Source organism: Methanosarcina sp. 1.H.T.1A.1 (assembly GCF_000979295.1).
Taxonomy (GTDB): Archaea; Halobacteriota; Methanosarcinia; order Methanosarcinales; family Methanosarcinaceae; genus Methanosarcina.
The window spans coordinates 1-25183 of the sequence record NZ_JJQY01000095.1 but is presented as its reverse complement, the minus strand read 5'-3'; the positions used below and the strand labels follow the sequence as shown (position 1 = coordinate 25183).

Genomic DNA, 25183 nt, shown 5'->3' with positions numbered 1-25183 from the left:
GAGGGTACCGATATCGTGGGTTACAGGAACTTCCATGCCCTGCTCAACACTGACTGCCTTTCCGGGCATCATCAGAATTTCTGCAAGCTTTTCAAGTTCATCACCACTGAGGACAGGAATCTCACCGAGGTCAGCGGCGTTAGCCGTACCTGCCTCAATCTCCTCAACAATCTTTTCTTTGGTAAGGAAGATACGTTTACCGTCTCCCATCCTCAAAGCATATTCAGTTGCCATTTATATCACCATTTTATTGTGTATTCAATATTAGATATGGAAAGCTGTATTCTATGGGGTTCAGAACTTGGACACGAAGGTCCTTGCCTGCCAGAGGGCAATTGACGCCAGGACCAGGATGAGAACCATCCACATAATGTCCCCGGCGGGGATGAAGGAATTTGCCCAGTACGCATTGTAAGCTTCCAGAGCCGCTGCTGTTTGTGTCATGTTTTAACCTCCGTTAAAGATTACACATATCTCAGGCAGGCATCAGAGCCGCGGGATTTTCCGAAGTCGGTGATCACGTACCTGTGCAGGAGGAAACCTTTCTTGTAGATCCCATCTTCATCGACTTTCTGCTCCACGTCCTTCAGCATCCCTCCGGATGCCAGTTCGAGGATGTCGAAATTGATGCTGTCCCTGTGGAAATTGCTCCTCATGTCGTACTCGTCCTGGATCTTTGAAACGATTTCATAGTTCCATCGTTCTTTTCCATCCAGTAAAATCTCCAGAATCCTGAATTTGATAGGCCGGTTTCCGCTCACTTCACTCACCTCTCAGAGTTTCAAGCGCACTTGTGTCTTCCGTAATCATAGTGAAACTACCAATAACACAGAGAGTGCCTCCGACAAGGATAGACCACTGCGGGACATCTCCGAAGAAGAGGAAAATGAAGATGATAGCAAACAGACCGTAGAGGTTTCCAATACCCTGCCCTCTTCCGACCCCGATAAGCGGGAAGGACTTGTACCAGCAGACATAACAGAAACCAAAGGTAATCCCTGCGAAAATCAAGACTAGCAGGGTCAGGGGTTCAAAGGCCTGGAGTGCAAAGGAATACATCGGGTAACCGAGAATTGCAAGCACTGGAACAACAATGATCCACCAGATAATGTTTTCTCCTACGAACCTGAGGGTCAGCCCCACGTCCGGCTCGGAAATGTCGAGACCTTTTCCTGCGATTGCACCTTCAATGCCCCAGCCGGCAGCAGCCATCAAACCTCCAAGGTATCCGATCCACTGGACGTTGCCTGAGGAAAGCTCAGTCAGAAGCCCGCCTCCGAAGATCGTGATGCCTCCTAAAATGATGACTCCTATACCGATTGCCGCTCTCTTGGAGATCTTTTCCCCGTACCAGTAGTAAGCAAGAACAGAGCCCACCACAGGGTAAAGAAGAGCTGCAACAGCTGCAAATGCTCCGCCTATAAAGCCCATAGCAATGAACGAACCGAGGATTGCCATAGGGCCTCCGAAAATCGAGGCAAGGAAGAACCACTTGGAACACGGGTTGAATTCTTTCACTGTCCGGACAAGTTCCCCGTATTTACCAAGCACTCCATTCCAGAGCATGAGCGCTAGCATGACCGTAAGTGCATTAAAGGCCGTAATCAGCACGGCAGTTACAATAAGAGCTGAGCCGTCGCCTCCGGTTTCGGCAATAGCGCTGTACATCTCATCGAATGGGTTAAGCACCCACACAACAGTCCCTGGAAGATACCAGATACCCCAGAATACAGCACAGAAAAGGGCCCACATGTACCCTTTACTGATTTTTCGTTTGCTTTCCTGTTTTTTTAAAGATTTTAAATCCACGGAAAATCCCTCCATTTTTCAGAAGCACTATGGAATTCCCTCAGGGCATGAGTCCGTCCCAACCCTATTCCACAGTCTGAAAGTACAGCTTGCGAACCCTTATCTAAGGGCATTTACATTTAAGGGAACTAGATTAACTTTTATATTTAATGTAGAGACTACAGTTTTCGGCGTACTACAAATATAATTAACTACAGTTATAATTGCCATTTTTATCCCGTTTTACTGCAGTTATCAGGCTTTTTGACAATTGCCTTAAGTTGCCATTTTAAACAATTATCAGCAGCTTTGAAGTTTGCCTTAGTATTGCCGTAGTCTAAACACTGAGCAGGCTTCTACGCAGTCTTTTCTATGGTTAATGTAGCTCGTGAGTATGACCAGATATGAAAGAATTTTTTTGTTTATACCCTCAGCTATCGGTTTCGCAAAAACTGTACAAAATAAAATTGGGCAGAAAATGCATTCGATTAGATCTTCTGCATTTTCTGCTTATTGAGCTTTTAGAGTAAGGCTGCTTTTACCTTACTGACGACATCGGTGGCACTTTCACCGTAGATGTCTGCGCCAATCTTGTCTGCCCAGTCCTGTGTGCATGGAGCTCCACCGACCATGGTCTTTACCTGGTCGCGAACACCTGCTTCTTTGAGCTGTTCTTCGATCTGGATCTGGTTGACCATGGTGGTGGTCATAAGAGCGGAGGATGCAACAATCTGGGGTTTGAGTTCCTTTACCTTTTCAACAAAGGCACTGATTGGGACGTCTCTTCCGAGGTCCACAACTTTGAAGCCTGCAATGTTGAGCATGGAGGCAACGATGTCCTTTCCAATGGAGTGGATGTCACCTTCGATGGTTCCGATTACAACGGTTCCAAGGTTTGCAGTCTGGGATTTACGCCTATCCATTTCCGGCTTGATGACTTCAATACCTGCGTTCATTGCCTCGGCGGCTGCAAGTACATGGGGGAGGAAGAGAGTACCCTGTTCGAACTGTTCTCCTACTTCCAGCATGCCTGCGGTAAAGCCCTTCTCAATGAGCTCTACAGGGTCAACACCTGCTGCAAGAGCTTCTTCTGCAACTTCTGCTGCGAGTTCGTCGTCAAAATCGGTGATTGCGTCTTTTGCTTTTGCAATGATTGCTTCTGTGCTTGCCATTTTTAGATCTCCTGAATATCCTGATATTGTAATTAAATGCCTCTGAAAGCCTTGTCAGCCCTGTCGACAACTGCCTTCATGTCCTTGAGGATGTCTGCGTCGATTGGTTTAACTACGTGGTTCTTGAGAACGTCTACGACCTTTTCGTGTGCAGCGGTTGCAAGGTCCTTTGAACCGGCTGCTGCCCAGTCACCGAACATACGCCTGTCGATGAGCATTGGGTCGGAGGGGTAGTTCACAAGCTGCCTGGTCTGTTTGAGGGCGAGGAAGTTGTTTCCGATGCCTACTTTCTGGATAGACTCTACTGCGAGTGTTTCCTCAGTGACAGGGACTCCCATAAGGGCCTTCTTGGTCATCTTGATGATATCGTTGTCAATAACGAGCTGTTCCATGGAGAAAGTCATACCAAGCTCAAGCATCCCGGCGCCGTAGAGGGTGTTAGCCCCTGCGAGGGAGGGAAGGAGGCAGGTCATGGTCTTCTCGTGTCCAGCCTGGTCGTCCGGGACCTTTGCATCAGACTAGGTGCCTGCCACGAATGCGGGGAGGCCATAGAACTGGGCGAGCTTTGCGACAGATGCGCTGATCAGGCCGAGTTCGGGAGATCCGACGGGCGCAGTACCCTTCTTCAGGTCGAAGGTGGTGGTGGAACTTCCGTACCAGACTTTGGTTCCGGGTACTGTGAGCTGAGCGAGAGTGATACCTGAGAGTACTTCGGCGTTGTGGGTAACAAGGGTTCCTGCAAGGTATACAGGAGCAGAACCACCGGACATTGCCATACTCAGGACGTTTACAGGGATACCGAGGCGGGCACCCTTAATGATGACCTGGCAAGCGTTGACACTGAGCTCGAGTGGGCTGGTCGGGCAGAGCAGCATGGAGAAAAGAGGCTTTTTCCTTGTTTCTTCTTCGTCGCCGCCGTAGTAGGCCTTTGCGATGTCCCAGTAGTATTCGACATTTTCGCCGACTGGGTCAATGTGGTGGAAGTGTTTTGCGGTGTTAGTAAGAGGGGTGAAGGTCTCGTGAACGTCCTGGGCACCCTGGCCTGCAATATCCCTTGCAGAGACCGGGAGAGAGAAGTAGTCGATGTTTTCTGCCCAGTCACAGAGCTTTGCAATGTCTGCAATGTCCTGCTCAACAGAGTCAACGGTTACGTACTTGCCATCCTGATACTTGCAAACCTTTACACCGGTACCGAAGCAGGTCCAGTGAACCTTTCCGCCGGATTCCTGTACAGTGTTGTGCTTCTTGTCGCGGCCCCAGAGGACAAACCTGGAGGGAGCGAGCTGAAGAGCTCTTCTTACGAGATATTCAGGGATCTTTACAATCTGAGTCTTTTCGTCAACTTCACAGCCATTTTCCTTGAAGATCTGCCTGGCTTCCGGGTCAGAGACCTGGACACCGGGGTCCATCAGGATTTCCATTGAGGCGTAGTGAATTGCCTTAAGTTCGTCGTTCGTAAAAAGGTTTAATTCCACACCGTTAAGTGCGTTGAATCCTGCAACTGCATTACATTTTGCCATTTTGTAACCTCCGATAAAAAAGATTTAAACGAGCAGTTCTTTTGCCTTAGCAACGGCTTCACTTGCGTTTTCTGCGTAACAGTCTGCACCGATCTTGTCAGCCCATGCCTGGGTTGCGGGTGCGCCTCCGATCATGACCTTTACTTTTTCTCTCATACCTTCTTCCTTGAGGAGTTCGATAACTTGTTTCTGTCCAGGAAGAGTTGTGGTCATAAGAGCAGAAAGCCCGATCATATCAGCATTGACTTCCTTTGCCTTCTGGATAAAGTTCATGACAGGAACATCGCGGCCGATGTCGTGCACTTCAAAACCAGCAGACTGGAGCATTGTGGACACGATGGATTTGCCGATGTCATGGACGTCGCCTTCTACAGTACCGTTCACAATGACGGCCACTTTTGCGCTGGAAGCGCCTTCAGGCATAAGGTCCTTAAGAGCTGCGACTCCGGCGGTCATTGCGTCGGCAGCCATCATCACGTGGGGTAAGAAAAGTTTGCCTCTCTCAAAGAGGACACCCACTTCATTCATGCCTGCGGCAAGCCCTTTTTCAATAATTAATGCGGGGTCCAGTTCTCCTTTTGCCTTTTCAACGGCAGCGAGTACTGCATCCTTTTTACAGGTGATTACAGCGCCTGCAAGTTCCTGAAGTAATTCTTCTTGGCTAATGTTGCATCCTCCGTTTTAGTTTTTGAACTATGGAGACGTCTCGACCCGAAATTAACATGAATAATCATGATAATTTGGGATGCAAGCTCAAGCTCTATGAGTCATGAGATGCACGAGAAGTAACTCATGATCACCATGGGTGGGAAACCATGATTACCACAAGCAAAACTGCGAAATCATGAAGGATTCATGATTGTCCTGATTGGGGTTCATGAGTAGTTTAGCAGAGGGAGTATTTTTGGTGCCATTTTAAATCCCGTCTGTGTACTCATCTTTACAAATGTCTCCAGAATAAAGTTCAATTTACTGGTATAAATATTTTGTTAAAAAATACATGCCAAAAATGAGAGTTATATAAATAAGTTTTGGTTAAAACATTTTGAAGGAAGTATTTGGGAGAGAATCAGAGAAGATCAAACGAAAAATATAAATATGAAACATTAAAAATGGACTTTTGGAGGGACGTGAGAGAAGGAAAAGTAAAGTAAATAGGGAAGAAATATGGAAAAATATTAAAAAAGTACAATAATTAAGTATGCAGAGCATAAGAAGATATAAAGGATACTGATGCTGTTTAGCATCAGAACTTTAAGTTAAATAGTTGATTGACGATCAATTAATTCTTTTTTAGAACATCGTTTTTTCTCTTTTCCGGAGTCAGAATGGAATTCAGGTCAGAAAACAGGAAAAAAGAGAAAATCTTATATATCAGATATTTTTCTGAGTCAGAATTTCGTTACAATTTCGTGCCCACAGGAAAAGAATAGATATCTAAAATGCTAGCAGCCCCGGAGAAAAAAAAACATTCTGAACATAGAATAAAACATTCTGAACATAAAATAAGAAATGGGAGAAAGTGGGACGATGGAAAAAAGCATAACCTTAGACGTGAAGTGCAAGAAGTGAAGAGGATAAAATAGAAGGCAAGGCGAAAAAAGAAAAAAGAAGAGAAAAATAGAAACGGGAGAGTTATAGAGGGGATCACAAAGAGAATTTATGATAAATCTGGTTCTTTATAACCAGAAATACATAAGCTGTAAGCTCTGTTTACAAGCTCAAGCAGTTTCTGATCTTCCCGCGGTATGTTTACTCCACAAGCAAGGGAAAGGTATTCGGCGAGGTCAAAGATCTTTATTTTCTCATCCTTTCCGGCTTCGACAAGGTTCTGCATACAGCCCCCGCAGTTGGTAATGATTATGCCGCAGCCCAGTTTTTCGGCAGCCCGAAAACGATCAGAAGCTACAGAAATAGACTCGGAAGGATAATTGACCCTTACGCCTCCACCAAAACCGCAGCAAGCCGAACCTTCAGGAGTTTTATTTGCAAGCTCGGTGCCGGGGATATTTTCAAGCACGTTTCTTGCTTCCCTGTAGACGCCCATGCCCCGAGTCAGATGGCAGGGGTCGTGGTAAAATACCCTGTGTTTGAGGGTGGTTTCCGGAGTAAGTTTACCTTCTTTTAAAAGGCGTTCCAGGTACTGAGAGACATGTAACACCTCAAAGTCCATTTCCCCGAACATTTTTGGATAGATTTCCTTAAAAGCCTTAAAGCAGCCGGGGCAAGATGTAAGAAGGATTTTTGCCCCTCTTTTCCTGACCTCATCGATATTTTGCTGCCCATGCCTGTGGATGGGACCCGGGTTTCCGGCACCTGCAGATACTGCGCCGCAGCAGTATTCAAGCCCGCTCAGGACAGTGTAATCGACCCCCGCCTTTTCCAGAAGGGCAACAACAGCCTGTGCCATATTTTTGTTAATATAGGTGCCGGCGCATCCCGGGAAATACACGACAGGGCCAGGACTGTCTATGTACGCAGGAATCTCATCCATTTCACCAACCTTTTTGAAGATATTATTTTCAGCCTCAGGGTCCGCCATAGTCTGCCTGTCCGTGAGACCGTTTTCACTTACCCATTTCTGCCGGGCAGGAGAAATAAGCATCTTGAGCCCAAGCCCTTCGGGACAGGCTTCGGCACAAAGCCCGCAGGTCAGGCAGCGCAGCAGGGAAGCAGGATCAATTCCAGTAATCCCGTCCAGATACCCGTAAAGTAGGTCAAGCAAACTGAGGTCATCATATCGAGGGCAGACCTCAAGGCACTGTCCGCATTGCGTACATTTTTCCCTGTGTTTTTCCACTACATTCATATTTTAACTCCACATCATTTTAAACTCATGCGACTTCATTATTATAGCGATCCTAAAAATATAGCGATCCTTAAAACTTAGCGGTCCTTAAAACCTCTTTCTGGAGAATTCCATCCCTGAAGCCCGAAATATTTAGAAAAAAGATAAGACTAATATCCAGATATGCACTATTAATAGTCAGATAAAAGGAATAGCCAGATAAAAAGGAATAGTCAGATAAAAGGAATAACCAGATAAAAGGAAGGGATTGAAATATTCGAAGACCTGAAAAACAGCACAAGAAAGCTGGTAATTCCGTTTGCCCGTTCAATACCCCTCTCCCCAAACACCCTTACCCTGCTGGGTTTTGCAGTAAGCGTGGTTGCAGGAGCTGCATTCGCCCTTGGCAAACCTTTTGAAGGAGGGCTCCTGATTCTCTTCAGCGGGGTTTTTGATATCCTTGACGGCGGAGTCGCAAGAGCAAAAGGCAGGACCACTCCTTTCGGAGGAGTGCTGGACTCGGTCTGCGACCGCTATTCCGACGGGCTGATGTTTCTTGGAATAATGGCCGGGGCGATTTACGGCAGACTTGGCTTTACCCCCGTCCTCGGGATAGAAGTCTGGCTCTGGGCTGGCTTTGCCCTTATAGGTTCTTTTCTGGTGAGCTACACCCGCGCCCGGGCAGAGTCCGCAGGCTGTCGGAAGCTGTCTATAGGAATTGCCGAACGCACGGAAAGGATGCTCATCCTTGCTTTAGGCGCCCTTTTAGGCCTTCTTGGCTGGGCTCTTGTGCTGATAGCCATCTTCTCCCACATCACCATCATCCAGAGGGTTCTGCGGGCAAAAAGTATCCTGAGTAAGCTTCCCGAATCCGAATTTCAGAAACCCTGAAGCCAAAATCCGGAGATCCGAACAAATAAAAAAATTAAAGAACATCCCCTGCTGGCTCCTCCCAACCGATATACATTTATACTACATGTTTGATTACAATAGTTGGATGATGGCAAGCAAGCATAGGACCGTTGCCGTCTGAAAAACATAAATACTCTGCGGGGCCGTAGGGTAGCTTGGTCCATCCTGCAAGGCTGGGGGTCTTGCGACCTGAGTTCGAATCTCAGCGGCCCCACCAAACTCTTATTCAACCTTAGACTTTTTTACATGTTTTATTGGATTTTTCATTACACGTTTTTACAACACCTGTTTTATTGCTTAATTCCTATTTTCAGCTCCGTTCGTCGTTTTTAAGAGAATTTTTAAAAGGCTATGACCACGTTTTTGAATTTGTTTTTGGGCTCCGGGCTCTCAACGACTGCGAAGCAGGCGGCTTTTCGAAGAAAAAAGAAGACTTGAAAACTCGGATACAGGCAATTTATGATCTGCTGCATACAAAGGACGAAAGGATAGGAAAGCTAAAAGACATGCATATGCCAGATAAAACGTAAAAAAGTTATACATTTTATACATTTAAATCAGTCAATTAGACAGGCTGATCGTCCACTACTAAATATTTTGACACTCTATTTTCCCCGTGAAGTTGAGATTTACGCATTTATTTTACTTGAAGCCCACCGGTTCCAGTCGCGCCGGAGTACGGGATAAGACAGACATGCAGATGCGAGTAAGGTCACCCCGGAACAATATCAGCCGATTAACCACGCCCCAAAAATCATAATAGGTTTTATTCCTCTTCCTTCCCCTTTTCCCGCTTATACTTCTCCTTGATTTTCTCAATCATTTCCTCATTAGCCTCAACAACGAAAGCTCCGACATACCCGCATTCCTTGCAGTGGTAGACTGCACCTGCATACCCGCCAACCTCATAATAGATATCCGCATTCCCGCAGACAGGACAGACTTCAACTAATTTTTCCCGGTTCAGGGCAATTCCTCCTTTAATAAGGCTTACAATACCGAATTGTTAAATTATATATAAGAAGCATGATTCAAGATAAAGACATAGTATTTTAACCTGATATTCAAACTGATGTTCAAAATGATATTCAAAATAATATTCAAAATGACTCAAACTGACATGCGGAAAAGAACCATGCTGCTTAGCTGAAACAGCCGCTTATTCATATATCCCCGTTCCAGATTTAGATATTAACTGTAGATATTAACGATCAAGGCTTACAGTGAGTTGAAAAATGACAGAAATGATGACCCCTGCAATGCGCCAGTACTACGAAGCCAAGCAGGCATACCCTGACGCCCTTATCTTCTTCAGGATGGGAGACTTCTACGAATCCTTTGGGGAAGACGCAAAAACCATTGCGAAAGAACTTGAAATTACCCTGACTGCACGGGGGAAAGACAAAACTGGGGAGAAAATGCCGCTTGCAGGAATTCCCTACCATGCAATTGACACCTACCTGCCCAGGCTAATAAATAAGGGGTACAAGGTAGCAATCTGTGAACAGCTCGAAGACCCGAAGCAAGCAAAGGGGGTTGTGAAGCGGGGAGTTGTCAGGGTGGTCACCCCGGGAACAGCAATAGACTCCTCAATGTTTTCGGATGCCTCAAACAATTACCTCATGGCAGTTGCAGGAAGGGAGATCGGAAAATCCGGAAAAAACGGGGAAAAAGAAATCGAATTCGGGATCTCCTTCCTCGATATATCTACAGGGGAGTTCCTTACAACCCAGTTTACGGACTCGGACAGCTTTGAGAAATTACTTAGCGAACTTGCCCGCATGCACCCTGCAGAATGCATCCTTCCCCCGTCCCTGTACGGGAATTCAGATCTAGTAGCCAGGTTAAGGGACCAGACAATTGTGCAGGAATTTGCTCCCGAGATTTTCGGACCCGAGGAAGCCGGAGAAAACCTGAAAGCTCATTTAGGGGTCGCAACCCTCGAGGGCATGGGCTGCGAAAAGCTGGAGTTTGCAGTTTACTCCGTCTGGGCTGCCCTTGAGTATGCAAAGACTACCCAGATGAGGGACCTTGCCCATATCAATACCCTCAGGACCTACTCAAACACCGAGTTCATGGTCCTGGATTCGATTACCCTGCGCAACCTCGAAATCGTGAAAAACGTGAGGGAAGGAGGAGACGAAAACTCCCTCTATCGGACCCTGAACTGCACACGGACACCTATGGGAAGCCGTATCCTGAAAAAATGGCTTTTAAAGCCCCTTCTTTCCGTAGAAAATATAAACCACAGGCTGGATGCCGTAGAAGAACTGGCAGAAGACTCTCTGCTCCGCTATGATATAAGGGACTGGCTCTCAGACGTAAGAGATATCGAACGCCTGGTAGGAAGGATAGTATACGGAAATGCCAGCGCAAGGGACCTCGTAGCCCTGAAAAAGTCCATGGACGTCGTACCTTCTATCCGGGACTGCCTGCTGGAAAAAGCCGGGCCAGAAATATTAAAAGAGATTGCAGAAGGGCTTGCAGCCTTTTCGGAACTGGAAAACCTGACTGAAATGATTGAAAAAGCAATTGTTGAAGAGCCTCCTGTAACCGTTAGAGATGGCGGAATGATAAAGTCCGGGTACAGTCCGGAACTTGACGAACTCCGGGATATTGCAAGCAACAGCAAACAGTGGATTGCGGCTTTTCAGCAGAAGGAGAAAGAGAGAAGCGGAATCAAGTCCCTGAAAGTCGGATACAATAAGGTCTTTGGTTATTATATCGAGGTTACCAATGCAAACAGCAGCCAGGTGCCTGATGACTATATAAGAAAACAGACCATGTCAAATGCAGAGCGTTTCTTTACGCCGGAACTTAAAGAAAAAGAAAGCCTGATCCTGACAGCAAATGAAAAAGCAGTAGCTCTGGAATACGAAATCTTCACTGAACTCACACAGGCCCTTTCAGCGCATTCAAGGGAACTCCAGGAAACCGCAGAAAGACTGGGGACTCTTGATGTCCTTGCAGACCTTGCCGAAGTTGCAGAAAACAACAACTATACACGGCCGCAGCTCACCGAAGACTGCAAGATCCTTATCAGGGACGGGCGGCACCCCGTAGTCGAAAGTACCGTATCAGGAGGCTTTGTACCCAATGATACCGAAATGGACTGCAAGGAGAACCAGTTTTTGCTTGTTACAGGCCCGAATATGGCAGGAAAGTCCACCTACATGCGCCAGACCGCCCTTATTGCAATTATGGCTCAGGCAGGCTCCTTTGTTCCGGCATCCCATACATCCATAGGAATGATTGACCAGGTCTTTACAAGGATAGGGGCTTTTGACGACCTTGCAAGCGGGCAGAGCACTTTTATGGTTGAGATGGTGGAGCTTGCAAATATTCTGAATAACGCAAGTCCCCGAAGTCTTGTACTGCTTGACGAAATAGGCAGGGGGACGAGCACATATGACGGATACAGCATCGCAAAAGCAGTTGTGGAGTTCCTGCACAACAGGGGAAAGGTTGGGGTCAGGGCTCTTTTTGCGACCCATTATCACCAGCTTACAGCCCTTGAAGAGAAATTAAAGCGGGTCAAAAACTACCATATTGCAGTAAAAGAAGATGGCCACGAGTTGGTTTTCCTGCGGAAAATCGTTCCCGGAGCAACAGATAGGAGTTACGGTATCCAGGTTGCAAGGCTTGCCGGAGTCCCGGAAAAGGTGATCGAAAGGGCAAACGAGATCCTTAAGGAACTTGAAAAGGAAAACGTGTTTGAAGAAGCAGAGGATAGCGAAAACGGGAAAAAGAGGAAAAGCAAAGCAAGTGCACGCTATACTCAGATGATGCTTTTCGACCCCGGAAGCAGCAATGGGAATCCGGAAAGGGCAAAAGGGTTGAGCCCTGTGGAAGCAGCCCTGAAAAAGCTGAACGTGGATGAGATGACGCCAATAGAAGCCATGAACAAACTCCATGAGCTGAAAAAACTGCTTGGTTAAAAAGAGAAATGGGCTAAGAGATTACTCACCTTATTACTCACTTTAATAGAGCAAGGGATCAGAGAAGAACGGATGAAGGGCAAATGAAAGGAAAAGTGAAAAACAGGTCAACTACCCCTGAGCTAAAGACTCAGGGGCTTGTCTAACAAGCCCTGGTTGACCAGATCACCGATTAGGAGCAACGGAAAATCGGTAAACGATAGGAAAGAATGCATAGTTACCCTTGAATGTCGCCTCAGTTTAAGGCTCTAAGGATGCCGGTTAAACAGTCCTGAGAGGTAGGGACAGTGCTTGCATCGTTAAACCTTTCCATATCAGATCGAGAGGAGGACGGATTCCTGAATTGACTCCACAATTCGGATACGCATAACTCTTCGGAGGAAAACTATATGTTAGTTTTCGTAATCAATCAAAACAAAAAACCACTGATGCCCTGCAAACCCTCAAAAGCCAGAAAGCTACTGCAAGCAGGCAAAGCAAAAGTGGTCCGAAATACGCCATTCACAATCAAGTTACTTTTCAGAAGCAGTGGCTATACTCAACCTGTGACTGCAGGGATGGATACCGGCTCTAAGGTAGTGGGCTGTGCAGCCATTGCTAACGGAAAAGTGTTGTATCAGTCCGAAATCTACCTGAGAGAAAACGTTTCGAAAAAGATGGAACAACGGAAGATGTACCGGAGAAGCCGGAGAAGTCGGAAGACAAGGTATAGACCCGCAAGATTTGATAACCGGGGAAATTCAAAGAAAGAAGGAAGATTGGCTCCTTCTATCCGAAGCAAACTTGAAGCTCATTTCCGGGAAAAGAGGTTTGTGGAATCCCTGCTTCCTGTAACCGAGTGGAAGGTAGAACTTGCTTCCTTTGATATTCACAAAATAACAAATCCGGAAGTTTCCGGGATCGGATATCAGGAAGGGGACCTTAAAGGGTTCTACAATATCAAAGCTTACGTTCTGGACAGGGACGGCTACACCTGCCAGCACTGCAGGGGAAAGTCAAAGGATTCCAGGCTGCATTGCCATCATATCGTTTTCAGGTCACAAAAGGGAACAGATGCACCGGAAAACCTGATAATGCTCTGTGAAACCTGTCACAAAGCCCTGCACAATGGAGAATTCAAGCTTTCAGGGAAAAAGTCAAAAACAAAACATGCAACAGAAGTAGGCATTATCAAATCCCAAATCCGGAAATCAGGTTGGAATTTTGCAGAGACTTTCGGGTACGAAACCAAGTACAGGAGAGAGCAGGTCTTGAAGCTGTTAAAAACACATTACTTTGATGCTGTTGCTATTTGTTGCAGGGACGACCAGAAAGTAGAGGTAGAAGAGTCTGTTTTTTTAAAAAGAAACGTTAGCAAGGGGGATTACCAGCAAAGGACAGGAAAAAGATCCGAAAAGAAAATACCTACGGGGAAACTGTTCAACCTGAGAAAATTCGATCTTGTAAAAACGAGTAAGGGAATTGGGTTTGTCAAAGGCAAAAGGTCTTCCGGATTCTTTGCTATTTCGGATATGTTTGGAAACAAAATCTCAGATAGTGTTAACGTGAAGAAAATTTGTGAACGATTGAGGGCCAGGACAAGTACATTAATTCAACAGAGCAGGACGGGGAAGTTTACGCATTCCTCCCCTGAGCTAAAGACTCAGGGGTTTCCTGCTGAGGGTTTATGAAAATCCGTTTTATTTTCCCCCTGCTTCTGATAGTTTTCTGTATTTCTGTAACCATATCCGGCTGTACCGAAAGAACTGACAATAACAATGATGGATTAAATGAAACCTCGAAAGGAGAGAGTCAGCAGATAGCTGAGGATTATGTAAGAGACCTTGACTCTTACAAAACCTACAATCTGACCGAACCGGTTTTTATTGAAACCAGAACTCTCAACTGTACCTCGTGCTGGCAGTTCGTCTACAAGTTTGATCTGATTTCTGAAAAAGATCCGGCTGTAATCGATACAGCTACAGTGACAGTCACAGTGACCGAAGGCGAGGTTGTCGATGCGATCTATGCGCAGGGAATCCGATACTAACTGGAATTCAAACTAAATTAGTGGATGCTGAATCCTTGAAAAAGCCAGAAACGAAAATAAGAAAGACAATAAAGAAAGAGGATAAAGAAAGAGAATAAAGAAAGAGAATAAAGACGAAGAAGACCTCCGCTTCCTCATCCTCGATCTCATTTGTTTCTATTTTTTTCTTTTAAATTATCCTTAAATTTTATCCATTAACTTTTTGATATCTGCCTTGATCTCCGAGGCAAGCTTTTTCGCACTGTCTCCGGTCGAATCAACCAGCTTTTCGACTCTACTAGTAATGCTTTTTACCTCGTCCTTTACGTCAATAGACCTAATTTCCCCGGATAGGGACTTAATTTCTCCATTGATATTCTTTGAAAGTTTTGAGGCTTCGTCCCCAGTCTTTTTTGCAAGGCTATCAATATCATCCCCTAGCTTTCCAATTTTTTCCTGAATATTGAAACCTTTTTTACCGGCTCCGGTTTCTTTTGTTTCAGTCTCAATTGCTTTTGCCATATAAACCCCTTTAAATGTTCAATAATAAGAATAGATTTCTCTCCTGGAGAGAGCCTGTTTTTAAACACTTATATATCGGCATCCAGAATTATAACACTATCCTTGAAAGTGAAGGTTTTTTCGGGATTTGTAAAAGAATAGTTATCATGTAAGATACCAGCAGCCGAAATTTATAAAACGAAGATAAAATATATATAGAGTTCATACCATGTAAAAGGGTCTGCCCATTTTACAGAACTTCAAGTAGCTTGTGTGCGCAGTTCACTATATAAACCATCAATTGAAATAGTATACTTGTAAAGAGTAAGGAAGTTCAACAAATTCAAAGAGTGTATCAGGTCAGGAATAAATTACCGGAAAGAAGGGGAAAGGATCCGGCGAGTATAAAAAACGGCTCCTGTAATGCATCCTCTGTAAGCTGATAAATCGGAAACCTGATAAGATACCTTTTTCAGTAGATAACTGGATCTCCGGGACAGAATATCTCCATAAAAATGATAGAGGAGACATGCAGACCTTAGTTATATGCATAGACAGGGATAACGACCTGGGCGAAAAAGCAAAAATGGGAACTCCCATCGTAGGGAGGGAGGCAAATGTTCAGGCAGCAGTTGCACTCGGGATTGCCGACCCTGAAGATTCGGACACAAATACGATTTTCGGAGGGATCCGGATCCTTGATGAGCTTCGGGCAAAAGGAGTTGACGCTGAGATCGTCTCTTTTGCAGGTGATAAGAATGTCGGCGTGATCTCAGACCAGAAGATCGCCGAACAGCTCGAACTTTATCTCCAGATGAACGAAGTGCAAAGAGCCGTTTTTGTCTCGGATGGGGCAGAGGATGAAACTCTTGTCCCTATTGTGCAGTCCAGAATGAAAATTGACTCCGTAAAACGTATTGTCGTTATGCAGAGTGAAAATCTGGAAAGCACATATTATATCCTCAAACACGCCTTCAGTGACCCCAAGATTTCTCAGACTTTTTTTGTACCTATAGGTCTTGCTTTTCTGATTTATGCCATCTTCCTGCTTGCCCGCTACCCCGAAGGGGCAGTTGTGGGAATTCTTGCAGCTGTCGGGCTTTACATGCTGTACAGGGGCTTTGGGCTCGATGATATTGTTGCCCTCGAAAAAGAAAGGCTCTGGGATGCTTTCCTTGAGCAGAGAATGGTCTTCATCAGCTACACTGCTGCCCTGCTTACCAGCCTTGTAGCCACTGTATACGGAGCTATGGAGGTATGGAAACTCTACTCCGCAGAAGGGGTCTGGTATCACGGCACCTTGACTCTTATTTCGGTCTTCATCAATGTATCTGTCTGGTGGTATGCAGCAGCCCTCCTGCTTGCGGACATGGGAAAAATTTTCGATCTCAGGATGGATGGCAGGCCCATATATAGAAGTGTCTCCCTCTCCCTCTTCGTGATCGCAACCGGCCTTCTTTTCTGGGGGGCAAGCACATACATCCTGGCAGTAGCCTCCATATCGGACGGGGTCTTAAGCGATCCTTCCCTTGCGCTGCAGTACTTCGTATATTCGATTGCAATTGCAATCCTCATTGCACTTGCAGGGATAAAGTATTCCCTGTCAAACCAGACTCCGGAAAGCGAGAAGAGAGTGAGAGGAAGAAGAAATAAAAAAAGCGCATGAACTTCGGAGAAACAAATCAGTTGAAAATTAATACGTTCACTATTAAAACGCGGAAAAGGAGATATAAAAATGGAGAAGGCAGCTGAAATTGCAGAGATTGCAGTGCTTGGAGGTGTGGGTTTCAGCTCATACAGAGACTGCGAAAGCCAGTTGGTGAAAACCCCCTATGGAGAGGTTACCGCATATCTAACCAGCATAAAAGGAAAACGCGTTGCAATAATTCCCAGGCATGCCGAAGAAATTCATATCCCGCCGCATAGAGTTAACTACAGGGCAAATATCTGGGCCGTACACTCCCTCGGAGTAAAACGCGTAATATCCACAAACTCGGTCGGGTCAATGCGAGGGCATCCCGTGGGCAGTTTTGTCGTGCTTGACGATTTCATTGATTTTACCCGCAGCAGGCCCTCTTCCTTTTATGACGATAAAACTGTCCACGTTGATGTTACTGAGCCCTATTGCCCTGAAATAAAGGCAGCCATTAAGTCTGCCCTGGGAAAACAGGGACTTTCCTATACCGAGGGAATTTATGCCTGTACTGAAGGTCCCCGCTTTGAGACCCGGGCTGAAATTCGAATGATGAGCCAGTTTGCAGATGTCGTTGGCATGACTGGTGTGCCGGAAGTCGTCCTTGCAAAGGAACTCAGCCTCTGTTACGCTTCCCTTGCCATCGTTACAAACCAGGCATGTGGGATGACCACGCAGAAATTAACAGCAGATGAAGTCACAGAAGTTGTTGGGAAGGCTCAGGACTCAATCTTCGAAATTCTCTCGGATGCTATCGGAAAAATTCCCGAGGTTCAGAGCTGCATGTGCAGGTTTGCAAAGGAAGGAGCCTGCCTTTAAAATTTATATAAAGGGTGTGTGAGGAAAGTAGCAACTGAAAGAAAGTAGCAACTGAAAGAAAGTAGCAACTGAAAATATAAAACTCTCTCTTCAGCCCCCTCTTACCACCTTTTTATTCAACCAGGCTGCTGCTCAACTAAACTTCTCTATTTAACCCGATTTCTTTATCCAGCTTAATTTCAGGTTCAGCTGAACCTGTATGCTAGCTCAACCGAAGATCCGGTGTTCTGAAAATAAGGAGTTTTTGTTGCCATAAAACAAACCAAAACGATTCTTATATAATAAGAAAGTAATAAAATATAAATACGATAAATACTATATACGGAGATACTAAGGAGATACTCTGAAAAAAGTACTCAGGAAGGCATACACTATAGGAAAAATCAGGTGGTGTGCCCTAAAAAATGTTTATACTCTGGAAGAGTTACTGAAAAACGTAACCTCATTTTTTACCCTAATTTTCACAGGCGATGCTGCGGTATTACTGGATAAAGACGGCAAGACAGCAGAGTACTATCATTTTTCGACCTCCGAAAGGAAGCTTACTTATACCATTCACATATCAGGATAAACAATGACGCTATGGGTCCTAAGCTATGCTGAAAAATCAAAAATTGTAGTGATGACCATAAAGGACCGTATGAAACAGCCGCTTTCCATGGCTGAGCTCCATATAAAGGACAGTTATAAAGGTCCACGACCTCATAAAATCCGGCTTCTTACCGGCAAAAAAAATGAGGAATTCATTCCTCCCCAGCAGTTCATAGAGCTTTTGCGCAGTGCAAACAGGATTATGCTCAACGAAGGAGGGGACCCTGCAAATGAAGAGGCTTTTCTTGAAATGCTCAAGGGCTTTCAACTCAGTTCTGATAGGGTAAAGATCTGCAAACACTGCTGGATCAATAAACGTTTTAACTTTGTAAACAGCAAGTCCATCAAGTACCACGATGAGCTCATCTGTGAAGACTGTGCAAAAGAAGAATTGCTTCGGGCAGTCCGTTCAGCAGGAGCACCGTACGGGGAAAAATCAGTTGATTTCCTTGAGCAGGTTCTTCACAAAACAAGAGACCTTGACAGGACAATCCGTATGCTGAGCCCTGAGAGGCTGGACCCCGAATTCACACGTTATGATACTATCAGGACAAACCCCTCCGAATCCACTTTCAGGGTAAAGAACCTCCCCCTTGCAAAAAAGTTCAAAGAATTGCTTCTCCAGAAATCCGAGACCCTGCTTCCCGTGCAGGCATTGTCTGTAGAATCCGGGCTTCTGGAAGGAAAAAACCAGTTTGTGGTTTCTGCAACCGCAACCGGGAAAACTCTGATTGGGGAAATGGCAGGTATTCAGAACCTGATGGATAAAAAAGGGAAAATGCTCTACCTGGTTCCCCTTGTAGCTCTTGCAAACCAGAAGTACGACCAGTTCACGGAACGCTATTCAAAGCTCGGGCTTACAACCTCCATTAAAATTGGTGCAATTCTCATAAAGACCTCTCAGCGCGTGAAAATGCGGACAAGCCCGAATGCGGACATAATTGTGGGAACCTATGAAGGCGTAGACCACATGCTCCGCTCAGGAAATGCTGATTTTCTTGGCAAAATCGGGACTGTTGTTATAGATGAGGTACATATACTCGAAGACCAGGAAAGGGGACACAGGCTGGACGGGCTTATAGGAAGGCTTCGTTATGCGACACCTGAAGCCCAGTTCATCTACCTCTCAGCAACCGTTGCAAACCCCGAAGCCTATGCAAAGAAACTCGGAGCCCAGCTTATCCGCTATGAACACAGGCCTGTTCCCCTTGACAGGCACCTCCTTTTCTGCCAGGAAAACGAAAAGTCAAAACTGATTTCCCAGCTTGCAAAAGAAGAGTATTCAATGTCCTCTTCGAAAAAGCACAGGGGACAGACAATAGTCTTTACGAATTCAAGGAGAAACTGCCATAAGCTTGCAGGATCTCTTTCAATCCAGGCTTCTCCTTACCATGCAGGGCTTTCGCAGTATGAAAGAAAAAAAGTGGAAACCCATTTTGCAAAAGGGGAGCTTCCGGTAGTCGTGACCACTGCTGCCCTTGCAGCTGGAGTGGATTTTCCGGCTTCCCAGGTTATATTCGAATCCCTTGCAATGGGTATAGACTGGATTTCGGTCCAGGACTTCTTGCAGATGAGCGGAAGGGCAGGCAGACCTGATTATCACGATCGGGGTATTATCGTGCTCATGCCCGTGCCAGGGAAGTCCTATTCAAGCTCACAGTCCGATACTGAAGAAGAGGTTGCAATCAAGTTACTGCAGGGTGAGATGCTCTCTGCAGGAGTCGAGTACGGGGAAGCCGAACAGCTTGAAGAGGTCCTTGCTTCAGTTGCTGTTACCTCTTCGGTTCAGGACTTAAGGAATATCCATTCCCTTATGTTTGGGGGCTTTGACCTGAATAAACTGGTTTCCCGTCTCCAGAGCTATAGATTCCTTGAGAAAAAGGGAAATAAAGTAACACTTACTTTATTCGGAAAAATTATTGCAGCCCATTTCCTTCCGGTTTCCAAAGCTTTCCTGATTCGAGATGCTGTGCTTGAGGGGAATAGTCCCATTAAAATTGCAACCAATCTGGAGTTTTTTGATGCTGCATACTTCAAATATTCAAACCAGATCGGAAGCTCTCTGCACGTGAACATGCCTTCGAGGGTTTTTCAAGGAGCAGCCCTTGATATTGTCTTTGACGGTGAATCTCTGTCCCATCTGGATCAAAAAATAAGGGTACTTATGCTGAACTTTGCCTCGGATTTTTTGACCTGCACGTGCAGAGACTCACCTTACTGCGGATGCGCAGAACAGAAGTTTTCGGAGAAGATTATCCGGCTGCGTATGGAAGGTATGGACCCTTCCCAGATAATTAAGATACTTGAGGATAAGTACGGCATTTCCGCATACCAGGGCGATGTTTTCGGATATCTGGACAGTGCGGTACGCAACCTTGATGCTGTGGAACTGATCGCAAGAGTCCATTCGAAAAAGGGAGTCGCAGAAGAAGCAAAGAAGCTTAAGAAGAAAGTCCAGGGCTGAACAAATCGTAAAAGTTTTTGCAGACAAGTGATTTATAAGTGATGAAGAGGTAAATATTCCTATTCACACCGGGAAAAATAACTTACAAGGAATAATCTGCCAGTATATGAATAACTGGCAAAAACCAGAGCTCGGATACCCGGGCTCTCGCGAGAGCAAAGCACAGAGGTAATTTTTATGGCCGAAGATGTCGAATCCAGGGAAAATATTGAAAGCGCAGCTTCCAAAAAAGGGAAAAAGAGTATTACAATAGAGTTTGTAAAGCCTGAAGACTTCCGGCAGATATATGCAATAGGAGCTGCAGGCGGGCATAGCCCTTACGATTTCAGGATCGGTTTTTACAACGATACCCCCAAGATGTTCGGGGATGCCTCCGAATCCAGGGTTATCGAAAGGCGCGTTGAAGCCGAAGTTATACTCTCGCCGGTTGCTGCCCTTGAACTGAACCGCTGGCTTACCCAGCACATTAATGAATACGAATCCGTTTTCGGTCCCATTGCAAGAGCGATCCCCCGGCCCAAGAAAGAAAATATAAAACCTGTTGAAGACAGCACGGAGATCCAGGGTTATATCTGAATCCGGGAGAAAGTATTTTATTAAAGCTCACTGGCTGAAGCTAAAATGAAGCTTAAAATTAAGTTTTAAAGGAAACTTGAAGTTTGAGCCTCTTAATTGAGAGGCTCTCTCAAGAATTCTGAGGATAGATTTGCACATTCATCCTTCGGATGCTTTTTCTGGAAAATTGAGGAATGTTCAGGTTATAATTTTTGCGACAACGGTAGGCAACCGATGGGTAACCGATGGGTAACCGATGGACACATTATGAACAGCTGATGGACATCCGTTAGAAATAAGATGGAAAACCAATGGATTGTTTTTCCTGAGCTTCAAGAAATATTGCAATGTAACCCTGTCAGACTACTTGAAAAATTACAAGTAGCCAGGAATCAAAAATTGAATGCTTGCAAAGCTCAAATTTCCCAAATCCGGCATTTTTTCAATTTAATATTGTATTTATACTTTGTGCTAAAAAGATAGCTATTTTCAATATTTGTATATATATTTTGCTTATATTTATGAGGTTCTGTACATCAATTATATAATGTACCATTTATATAAATCTCCGGGCGTAAAGTTTAAACATATGGATGTTTCGTACGTTTCTAGCATTTATAATAATGGCAAAAATAAATGTTGGACCAAAAATGGCAAAATAAGTGTGTATCTGCCTCTTCCAGGGGTTACTGTTCTGAAAAACGTCATGGAGAATCTGTCGGAACACACTATTAAAAAAATACGGAGCACATCCATGGATATCTGGACGCTTGTAAACGGCTTGATCTACCTCATGGCCTTTGCCCTATTCGGCTGGGTTTTGTTAGATGCGAGCAAGGTTTCCAAAAAATGATTTTGTATTTTCGAGATATAGACTGGATTTTTGAAAACGGAGGTATAAAAAAATGGCAGAATCGAATTCAGATGCCTCACATGCCGGAGGCCTTGTAAAAACCCTCAGGCCATACCATGTCTGGGCTCTTGGCGTAGGCATCGTGCTTGTAGGGGAGTACATGGGCTGGAACTTCACCATCGCAAAAGGAGGTGTTTTAGGGTCTCTTTTTGCAATGCTTGTGGCAGGTACCATGTACACTATAATCTCCCTCTGTGCAAGTGAGTTAGGCTCGGCAACAAAGCTTGCAGGAGGGCCTTATGACTGGGCAAGGCTTTTTGTCGGCCCGGGGGCTGCGGCGATTGTGGGGCTTGCAGTATACATGGAATTTATCGCCCTTGAAGCCGCAGATGCGATTGTTGTTGCTTTCATCGCAACCGAAATTTTTCCTCAGCTTCAGGTTTTTCCCGTAACTTTGCTTGTGATTGCACTTTTGACCTTTATCAACTATCGCGGAGTCGTTGGAGCTCTTACCCTTAACTTCGCCCTTACAATGCTGGCTTTCTTTGCAATCATTGCCTTCTTCTTTGCAACTGCCTTTGGAGTGGTTGAGACCCATCCAGGATACCTGCTTGAAGGAGCTATGCCAAACGGGCTTATCGGGCTTTTTGCAGCTCTTCAGTTTGGGCCCTGGTTCTTCTTAGGAATAGAAGGTGCGGCAATGTGCGCCGAGGAATGCAAACACCCCTCAAGGGCTGTACCTCTGGGCCAGCAGGCCGGAATGATCACCCTGCTTGTAGGTGCGGCAATGACAATTTTCCTTTGCTCCATGCTGATCCCCACAGATACGCTTGGTGTTTCGGTATACCCACTCTTTGAAGCTGCCCAGAACGGCGGGATTTTCATCTTTATAGCCCTTCTCGGCCTTGGGACCTTCCTGACCTGTATCGCCAGCGCCAACGGATGCGTTTGTGATGCCTCACGCTCCTGGTATGCCCTCTCAAGGGACGAATACGTTTCCCCCTGGTTTGCCGCGGTGCACCCGAAGTACAGCACCCCTTACAGGGCAGTGATCTTTACAGCCCCTATTGCCGTAGCCTTTGCTTTCAGCGGTTACCTGGACCAGGTCATCACCTTTTCCATCATATCGGGCCTGCTCTGTTACGTGCTGATCCCCTTCTCTCTGATCCGCTTCAGGAAGCTCTTCCCTACAAACACAAGCAAGGTAAGGCCCTTTGCAGGCCCGCTTCAACCCTATATTGCATACTTTGCAATCGGGATTGCCCTGCTGATAATGTCAACCCTTTTCTGGGGTTACAAGTATAACCTGCTCTTCGGGCTCCTTTTCTACACAATTGCGTACTTTTACTTTTCTTCCAAGCGCAAGAAAAGCTCAGGAAACGAGCCAATCTGGAGTGAACTTGGCTGGCCAGATCCCGAAACAGCAGGCAGCCAGCACATAAAGGAGGTGAACGGTATTGAGTGCAGCAGGTAATAAGAACGTTAGTTCAGCAGGCAATACATCCCTGAATGCCAGGTACAAAAGCAAGCTAAACATGGACTCGGCCCTGATTGCGCTTATGCTTTCCCTCCTTTACGGGGTGCAGCTTTTCCTGGTCTACTCGGTCTTTTCGGCAACAAAGCCCGTGCTCCTGGAGTTCTCAGGGCTTATCCCTGTTTACCTGCTCTTCGTGGGCCTGATGTTTTTCATAGAGACCGTAGGCTGCCTGAAAGTCCGCCAATCTATAAAGCAGCACATGCACGAATTCCGCTATTATGACTGAGGAGGCATTTCATGAGCGCAAATAAAAAGAGTGCAAATAATAATTGTGCAAGTAGAAGTAGTTCAAGTAGAAGTGGTGCAAGCAGAAAGGCAAACAACAAAGAAAGGAGCCTGCTCATGCAGGTCCTTGACATAGCCTTCATCTTCGTGCTGGCCTTTGTCTGCCTTGTGGTCCCTACAACCCTGCAGGGTGCAGTCCTGGTTTCCTGGGAAGAAGGCGGAGCCGGGATAGGCTTTGTCTGGGACCCGGTAGGTTACTTTGGGCTCATGCTTGTTATTGTAGGCTTTTTTGCCTTCATCCTCTTCCATTCGGTGAGGAATTACAGGGTTTGATGCCTGCAAAAAATCTTAATTCTGAGCCTGCAGAAAAATCTTAATCCCTAAATCCGGGCTCTGGATAGTTAGGGTCTGCCACAAGATACATCCGGCAGACCTTCTTTTTAGTTTCATTTTTTATCTTATTTTTTATTTTATATTATTTTATTTTATTTTATTTTATTTTGTTTTTGTTTTGTTTTGTTTTGTTTTGTTTTTTTTGATTCTGGTTAAAATCAGGTGATATTTAGAATTTTTATTTATTTTTACCACATAAAAATTGGAAACCCTGCATGCAGATCTCAGGATTGAAAGGCTTTTATAATAGTTCTAGAGATCGATGGTTATATATCTCTGAAAAGGGTATGTAATTTCAGTTTTCTTAAGAGCCGGTGGAGTGACGATTCGGAATGGTTTTTCAGTTGCTGGCAGGAAGCAGCTGATAAAGGCAGCAGGCTTATTGTAAATGCGTATACAGCCCTGACACAATTTGCCCTGCGCCGGCTTTGGAATAAGAGAAGCAGGAACCCGGGAGTACGGGGAACCGAAAATCCATAATAAATCAGCGAGGGTTTAATTTTGTTCCCAAATAAAAAAGTTCAGAAAATCGTTGGATCAAGGATCCAGGTAGAAATGAAAGGCGACCTTAATTTGCTTGAAGGCACTCTGAAGAGTGTGGACGACTATATGAATCTTCATCTTGTGGATACAATGGAGATAGTAAGAGGGGAAAAAGTCCGCTCCCTTGGTTCTGTAGTGCTTCGAGGCAATAATATCATACTGATCACTCCTGTCGAAGACTGAAACGTCTGAAGAAGGAACCTCATTAGTGTGGAAGCAGGCATGGATCTTGAAGACGAAGCATACAATATAATAAGAAGACATAAAGACGGCGTTTTCCAGAATGTTATCTGGAAAGAGCTGGATATCGACAGCAGGAAATGCTCCAGAATCATAAAAAAGCTTCTGGACAAGGACCTGATTATCCGTGAGGTGGGAGTCTCAAACGGAGCAAGGACATACCTCCTGAAAGCAAAAGAGGAGGTTAAAGAGAAATACGACCTTCTGCTCTCCAGGGACCTGTTTTCAGCCTGTACTGGTTGTACCGGGGATTGCGAGCCCGAGTACTGCGGAAGACTCAGCGAATGGATCGAAAACCTTATGGTAGAAAATGCTGAGGAACCTGGAGAAGCCGAAGAAGACATGGATATCGAAGATGATGACGAAATCGGAGAAGAGATCTGAAAGAAAAGTTGAGATCAATAAAAAACTTTGGTAAAGTCTAAAGAAACCTGAAAGGTCTAAAAAGATCTGGTAAGATCTTAACTAATACCTCCTCAGAAGCTATCCGCAATAGATAACTATTTATAAGAGAGCCCCTTATTGAAGATCCCCCTTCAATAAGGGAAATAAAACTCACTTAAGTACAACCAAAGTGCTCCGGTAGTGTAGTCCTGTCTCTTATACACATCTGACGCTGCCGACGAATAGAGAGGTGTAGATC

22 protein-coding genes, 1 tRNA gene and 2 pseudogenes are annotated in these 25183 nt (G+C 45.3%); 16 read left to right on the top strand and 9 right to left on the bottom strand.

Features of this window, described 5'->3' with window-relative positions:
- The 8 genes and pseudogenes from EO95_RS18265 to EO95_RS09935 all read right to left on the bottom strand — a co-directional run.
- Positions 1-234: pseudogene (locus EO95_RS18265) on the bottom strand ([dimethylamine--corrinoid protein] Co-methyltransferase); the annotation flags it as partial.
- Positions 235-294: 60 nt separating this feature from the next.
- Positions 295-444: a hypothetical protein gene (locus EO95_RS18035; protein ID WP_200895032.1), complete on the bottom strand. Its 150-nt coding sequence runs from the start codon at positions 442-444 to the stop codon at positions 295-297.
- 20 nt (positions 445-464) lie between these two features.
- On the bottom strand, positions 465-761 hold the full coding sequence (locus EO95_RS09965) for a hypothetical protein (protein WP_048134382.1): 297 nt from the start codon (positions 759-761) through the stop codon (positions 465-467).
- A gap of 1 nt (position 762) precedes the next feature.
- Positions 763-1824: a DMT family transporter gene (locus EO95_RS09960; RefSeq protein ID WP_200895031.1), complete on the bottom strand. Its 1062-nt coding sequence runs from the start codon at positions 1822-1824 to the stop codon at positions 763-765.
- A 485-nt stretch (positions 1825-2309) separates the two neighbouring features.
- A complete protein-coding gene (locus tag EO95_RS09955) occupies positions 2310-2960 on the bottom strand; it encodes a B12-binding domain-containing protein (RefSeq protein ID WP_048134381.1) in 651 nt (216 codons plus the stop codon).
- Between the two features lie 32 nt (positions 2961-2992).
- A pseudogene (gene mttB / locus EO95_RS09945) lies at positions 2993-4480 on the bottom strand ([trimethylamine--corrinoid protein] Co-methyltransferase).
- Positions 4481-4504: 24 nt separating this feature from the next.
- On the bottom strand, positions 4505-5146 hold the full coding sequence (gene mtbC, locus EO95_RS09940; protein WP_048134375.1) for a dimethylamine corrinoid protein MtbC: 642 nt from the start codon (positions 5144-5146) through the stop codon (positions 4505-4507).
- 994 nt (positions 5147-6140) lie between these two features.
- A complete protein-coding gene (locus EO95_RS09935) occupies positions 6141-7289 on the bottom strand; it encodes a (Fe-S)-binding protein (RefSeq protein WP_048134373.1) in 1149 nt (382 codons plus the stop codon).
- A 309-nt stretch (positions 7290-7598) separates the two neighbouring features.
- Between EO95_RS09935 and EO95_RS09930 the strand changes: the two genes are divergently transcribed.
- The 6 genes from EO95_RS09930 (at position 7599) to EO95_RS09905 (ending at position 14147) form a co-directional block, all read left to right on the top strand.
- Complete coding sequence (locus EO95_RS09930; RefSeq protein WP_156164036.1) at positions 7599-8159, top strand: CDP-alcohol phosphatidyltransferase family protein; 561 nt, start codon at positions 7599-7601, stop codon at positions 8157-8159.
- Between the two features lie 160 nt (positions 8160-8319).
- A tRNA-Pro gene (locus EO95_RS09925) sits at positions 8320-8397 on the top strand.
- A gap of 76 nt (positions 8398-8473) precedes the next feature.
- Positions 8474-8710, top strand: a complete 237-nt coding sequence (locus EO95_RS09920) for a hypothetical protein (protein WP_048134368.1) — start codon at positions 8474-8476, stop codon at positions 8708-8710.
- Between the two features lie 705 nt (positions 8711-9415).
- Positions 9416-12118, top strand: coding sequence for a DNA mismatch repair protein MutS (gene mutS, locus EO95_RS09915; protein ID WP_048134367.1), 2703 nt, complete (start codon positions 9416-9418; stop codon positions 12116-12118).
- A gap of 389 nt (positions 12119-12507) precedes the next feature.
- Positions 12508-13788 (top strand): RNA-guided endonuclease IscB, encoded by a 1281-nt coding sequence (iscB, locus tag EO95_RS09910; RefSeq protein ID WP_048134365.1) that lies wholly within the window; start codon positions 12508-12510, stop codon positions 13786-13788.
- Complete coding sequence (locus EO95_RS09905) at positions 13785-14147, top strand: hypothetical protein (protein ID WP_048134362.1); 363 nt, start codon at positions 13785-13787, stop codon at positions 14145-14147. Before iscB ends, EO95_RS09905 begins: the two co-directional genes overlap by 4 nt.
- Before the next feature lie 180 nt (positions 14148-14327).
- Here the strand turns inward: EO95_RS09905 and EO95_RS09900 are convergent, their stop codons facing one another.
- Complete coding sequence (locus tag EO95_RS09900) at positions 14328-14648, bottom strand: hypothetical protein (RefSeq protein WP_048134360.1); 321 nt, start codon at positions 14646-14648, stop codon at positions 14328-14330.
- A 508-nt stretch (positions 14649-15156) separates the two neighbouring features.
- Between EO95_RS09900 and EO95_RS09895 the strand changes: the two genes are divergently transcribed.
- The 10 genes from EO95_RS09895 to EO95_RS09850 all read left to right on the top strand — a co-directional run bounded on the left by EO95_RS09895 (position 15157) and on the right by EO95_RS09850 (position 24924).
- A complete protein-coding gene (locus EO95_RS09895) occupies positions 15157-16293 on the top strand; it encodes a DUF373 family protein (protein WP_048134358.1) in 1137 nt (378 codons plus the stop codon).
- A 69-nt stretch (positions 16294-16362) separates the two neighbouring features.
- Complete coding sequence (mtnP, locus tag EO95_RS09890) at positions 16363-17139, top strand: S-methyl-5'-thioadenosine phosphorylase (RefSeq protein ID WP_048134357.1); 777 nt, start codon at positions 16363-16365, stop codon at positions 17137-17139.
- Positions 17140-17713: 574 nt separating this feature from the next.
- Positions 17714-20194 carry a DUF5814 domain-containing protein gene (locus EO95_RS09885; protein WP_048134355.1) on the top strand — a complete coding sequence of 827 codons (2481 nt, stop codon included), beginning with the start codon at positions 17714-17716 and terminating at the stop codon, positions 20192-20194.
- A 177-nt stretch (positions 20195-20371) separates the two neighbouring features.
- Positions 20372-20770: a DUF3467 domain-containing protein gene (locus EO95_RS09880; protein ID WP_048134353.1), complete on the top strand. Its 399-nt coding sequence runs from the start codon at positions 20372-20374 to the stop codon at positions 20768-20770.
- A gap of 643 nt (positions 20771-21413) precedes the next feature.
- Positions 21414-21602 (top strand): hypothetical protein, encoded by a 189-nt coding sequence (locus EO95_RS17625; protein ID WP_048141236.1) that lies wholly within the window; start codon positions 21414-21416, stop codon positions 21600-21602.
- 52 nt (positions 21603-21654) lie between these two features.
- Positions 21655-23076 carry an APC family permease gene (locus tag EO95_RS09870; RefSeq protein WP_048134348.1) on the top strand — a complete coding sequence of 474 codons (1422 nt, stop codon included), beginning with the start codon at positions 21655-21657 and terminating at the stop codon, positions 23074-23076.
- Complete coding sequence (locus EO95_RS09865; protein ID WP_052733562.1) at positions 23060-23365, top strand: hypothetical protein; 306 nt, start codon at positions 23060-23062, stop codon at positions 23363-23365. Before EO95_RS09870 ends, EO95_RS09865 begins: the two co-directional genes overlap by 17 nt.
- An 11-nt stretch (positions 23366-23376) precedes the next feature.
- Entirely contained in the window at positions 23377-23697 is a 321-nt protein-coding gene (locus tag EO95_RS09860) for an AcrB/AcrD/AcrF family protein (protein ID WP_327037153.1), read from the top strand.
- Between the two features lie 561 nt (positions 23698-24258).
- Entirely contained in the window at positions 24259-24483 is a 225-nt protein-coding gene (locus EO95_RS09855) for an LSM domain-containing protein (protein WP_048134347.1), read from the top strand.
- A 39-nt stretch (positions 24484-24522) separates the two neighbouring features.
- Positions 24523-24924, top strand: a complete 402-nt coding sequence (locus EO95_RS09850) for an Lrp/AsnC family transcriptional regulator (RefSeq protein ID WP_200895030.1) — start codon at positions 24523-24525, stop codon at positions 24922-24924.
- The last annotated feature ends 259 nt before the right edge of the window (positions 24925-25183 follow it).

What these genes read in the sequence shown, in the direction of transcription:
- EO95_RS09870 (WP_048134348.1), top strand. Translation starts at nt 21,655, where the DNA reads ATGGCAGAATCGAATTCAGATGCCTCACATGCCGGAGGCCTTGTAAAA.
- mutS (WP_048134367.1), top strand. Translation starts at nt 9,416, where the DNA reads ATGACAGAAATGATGACCCCTGCAATGCGCCAGTACTACGAAGCCAAG.
- EO95_RS18035 (WP_200895032.1), bottom strand. Translation starts at nt 444, where the DNA reads ATGACACAAACAGCAGCGGCTCTGGAAGCTTACAATGCGTACTGGGCA.
- EO95_RS09885 (WP_048134355.1), top strand. Translation starts at nt 17,714, where the DNA reads ATGACGCTATGGGTCCTAAGCTATGCTGAAAAATCAAAAATTGTAGTG.
- EO95_RS09860 (WP_327037153.1), top strand. Translation starts at nt 23,377, where the DNA reads ATGAGCGCAAATAAAAAGAGTGCAAATAATAATTGTGCAAGTAGAAGT.
- EO95_RS09960 (WP_200895031.1), bottom strand. Translation starts at nt 1,824, where the DNA reads ATGGAGGGATTTTCCGTGGATTTAAAATCTTTAAAAAAACAGGAAAGC.
- EO95_RS09905 (WP_048134362.1), top strand. Translation starts at nt 13,785, where the DNA reads ATGAAAATCCGTTTTATTTTCCCCCTGCTTCTGATAGTTTTCTGTATT.
- mtnP (WP_048134357.1), top strand. Translation starts at nt 16,363, where the DNA reads ATGGAGAAGGCAGCTGAAATTGCAGAGATTGCAGTGCTTGGAGGTGTG.
- EO95_RS09935 (WP_048134373.1), bottom strand. Translation starts at nt 7,289, where the DNA reads ATGAATGTAGTGGAAAAACACAGGGAAAAATGTACGCAATGCGGACAG.
- EO95_RS09895 (WP_048134358.1), top strand. Translation starts at nt 15,157, where the DNA reads ATGCAGACCTTAGTTATATGCATAGACAGGGATAACGACCTGGGCGAA.
- EO95_RS09850 (WP_200895030.1), top strand. Translation starts at nt 24,523, where the DNA reads ATGGATCTTGAAGACGAAGCATACAATATAATAAGAAGACATAAAGAC.
- EO95_RS09900 (WP_048134360.1), bottom strand. Translation starts at nt 14,648, where the DNA reads ATGGCAAAAGCAATTGAGACTGAAACAAAAGAAACCGGAGCCGGTAAA.
- iscB (WP_048134365.1), top strand. Translation starts at nt 12,508, where the DNA reads ATGTTAGTTTTCGTAATCAATCAAAACAAAAAACCACTGATGCCCTGC.
- EO95_RS09880 (WP_048134353.1), top strand. Translation starts at nt 20,372, where the DNA reads ATGGCCGAAGATGTCGAATCCAGGGAAAATATTGAAAGCGCAGCTTCC.
- EO95_RS09955 (WP_048134381.1), bottom strand. Translation starts at nt 2,960, where the DNA reads ATGGCAAGCACAGAAGCAATCATTGCAAAAGCAAAAGACGCAATCACC.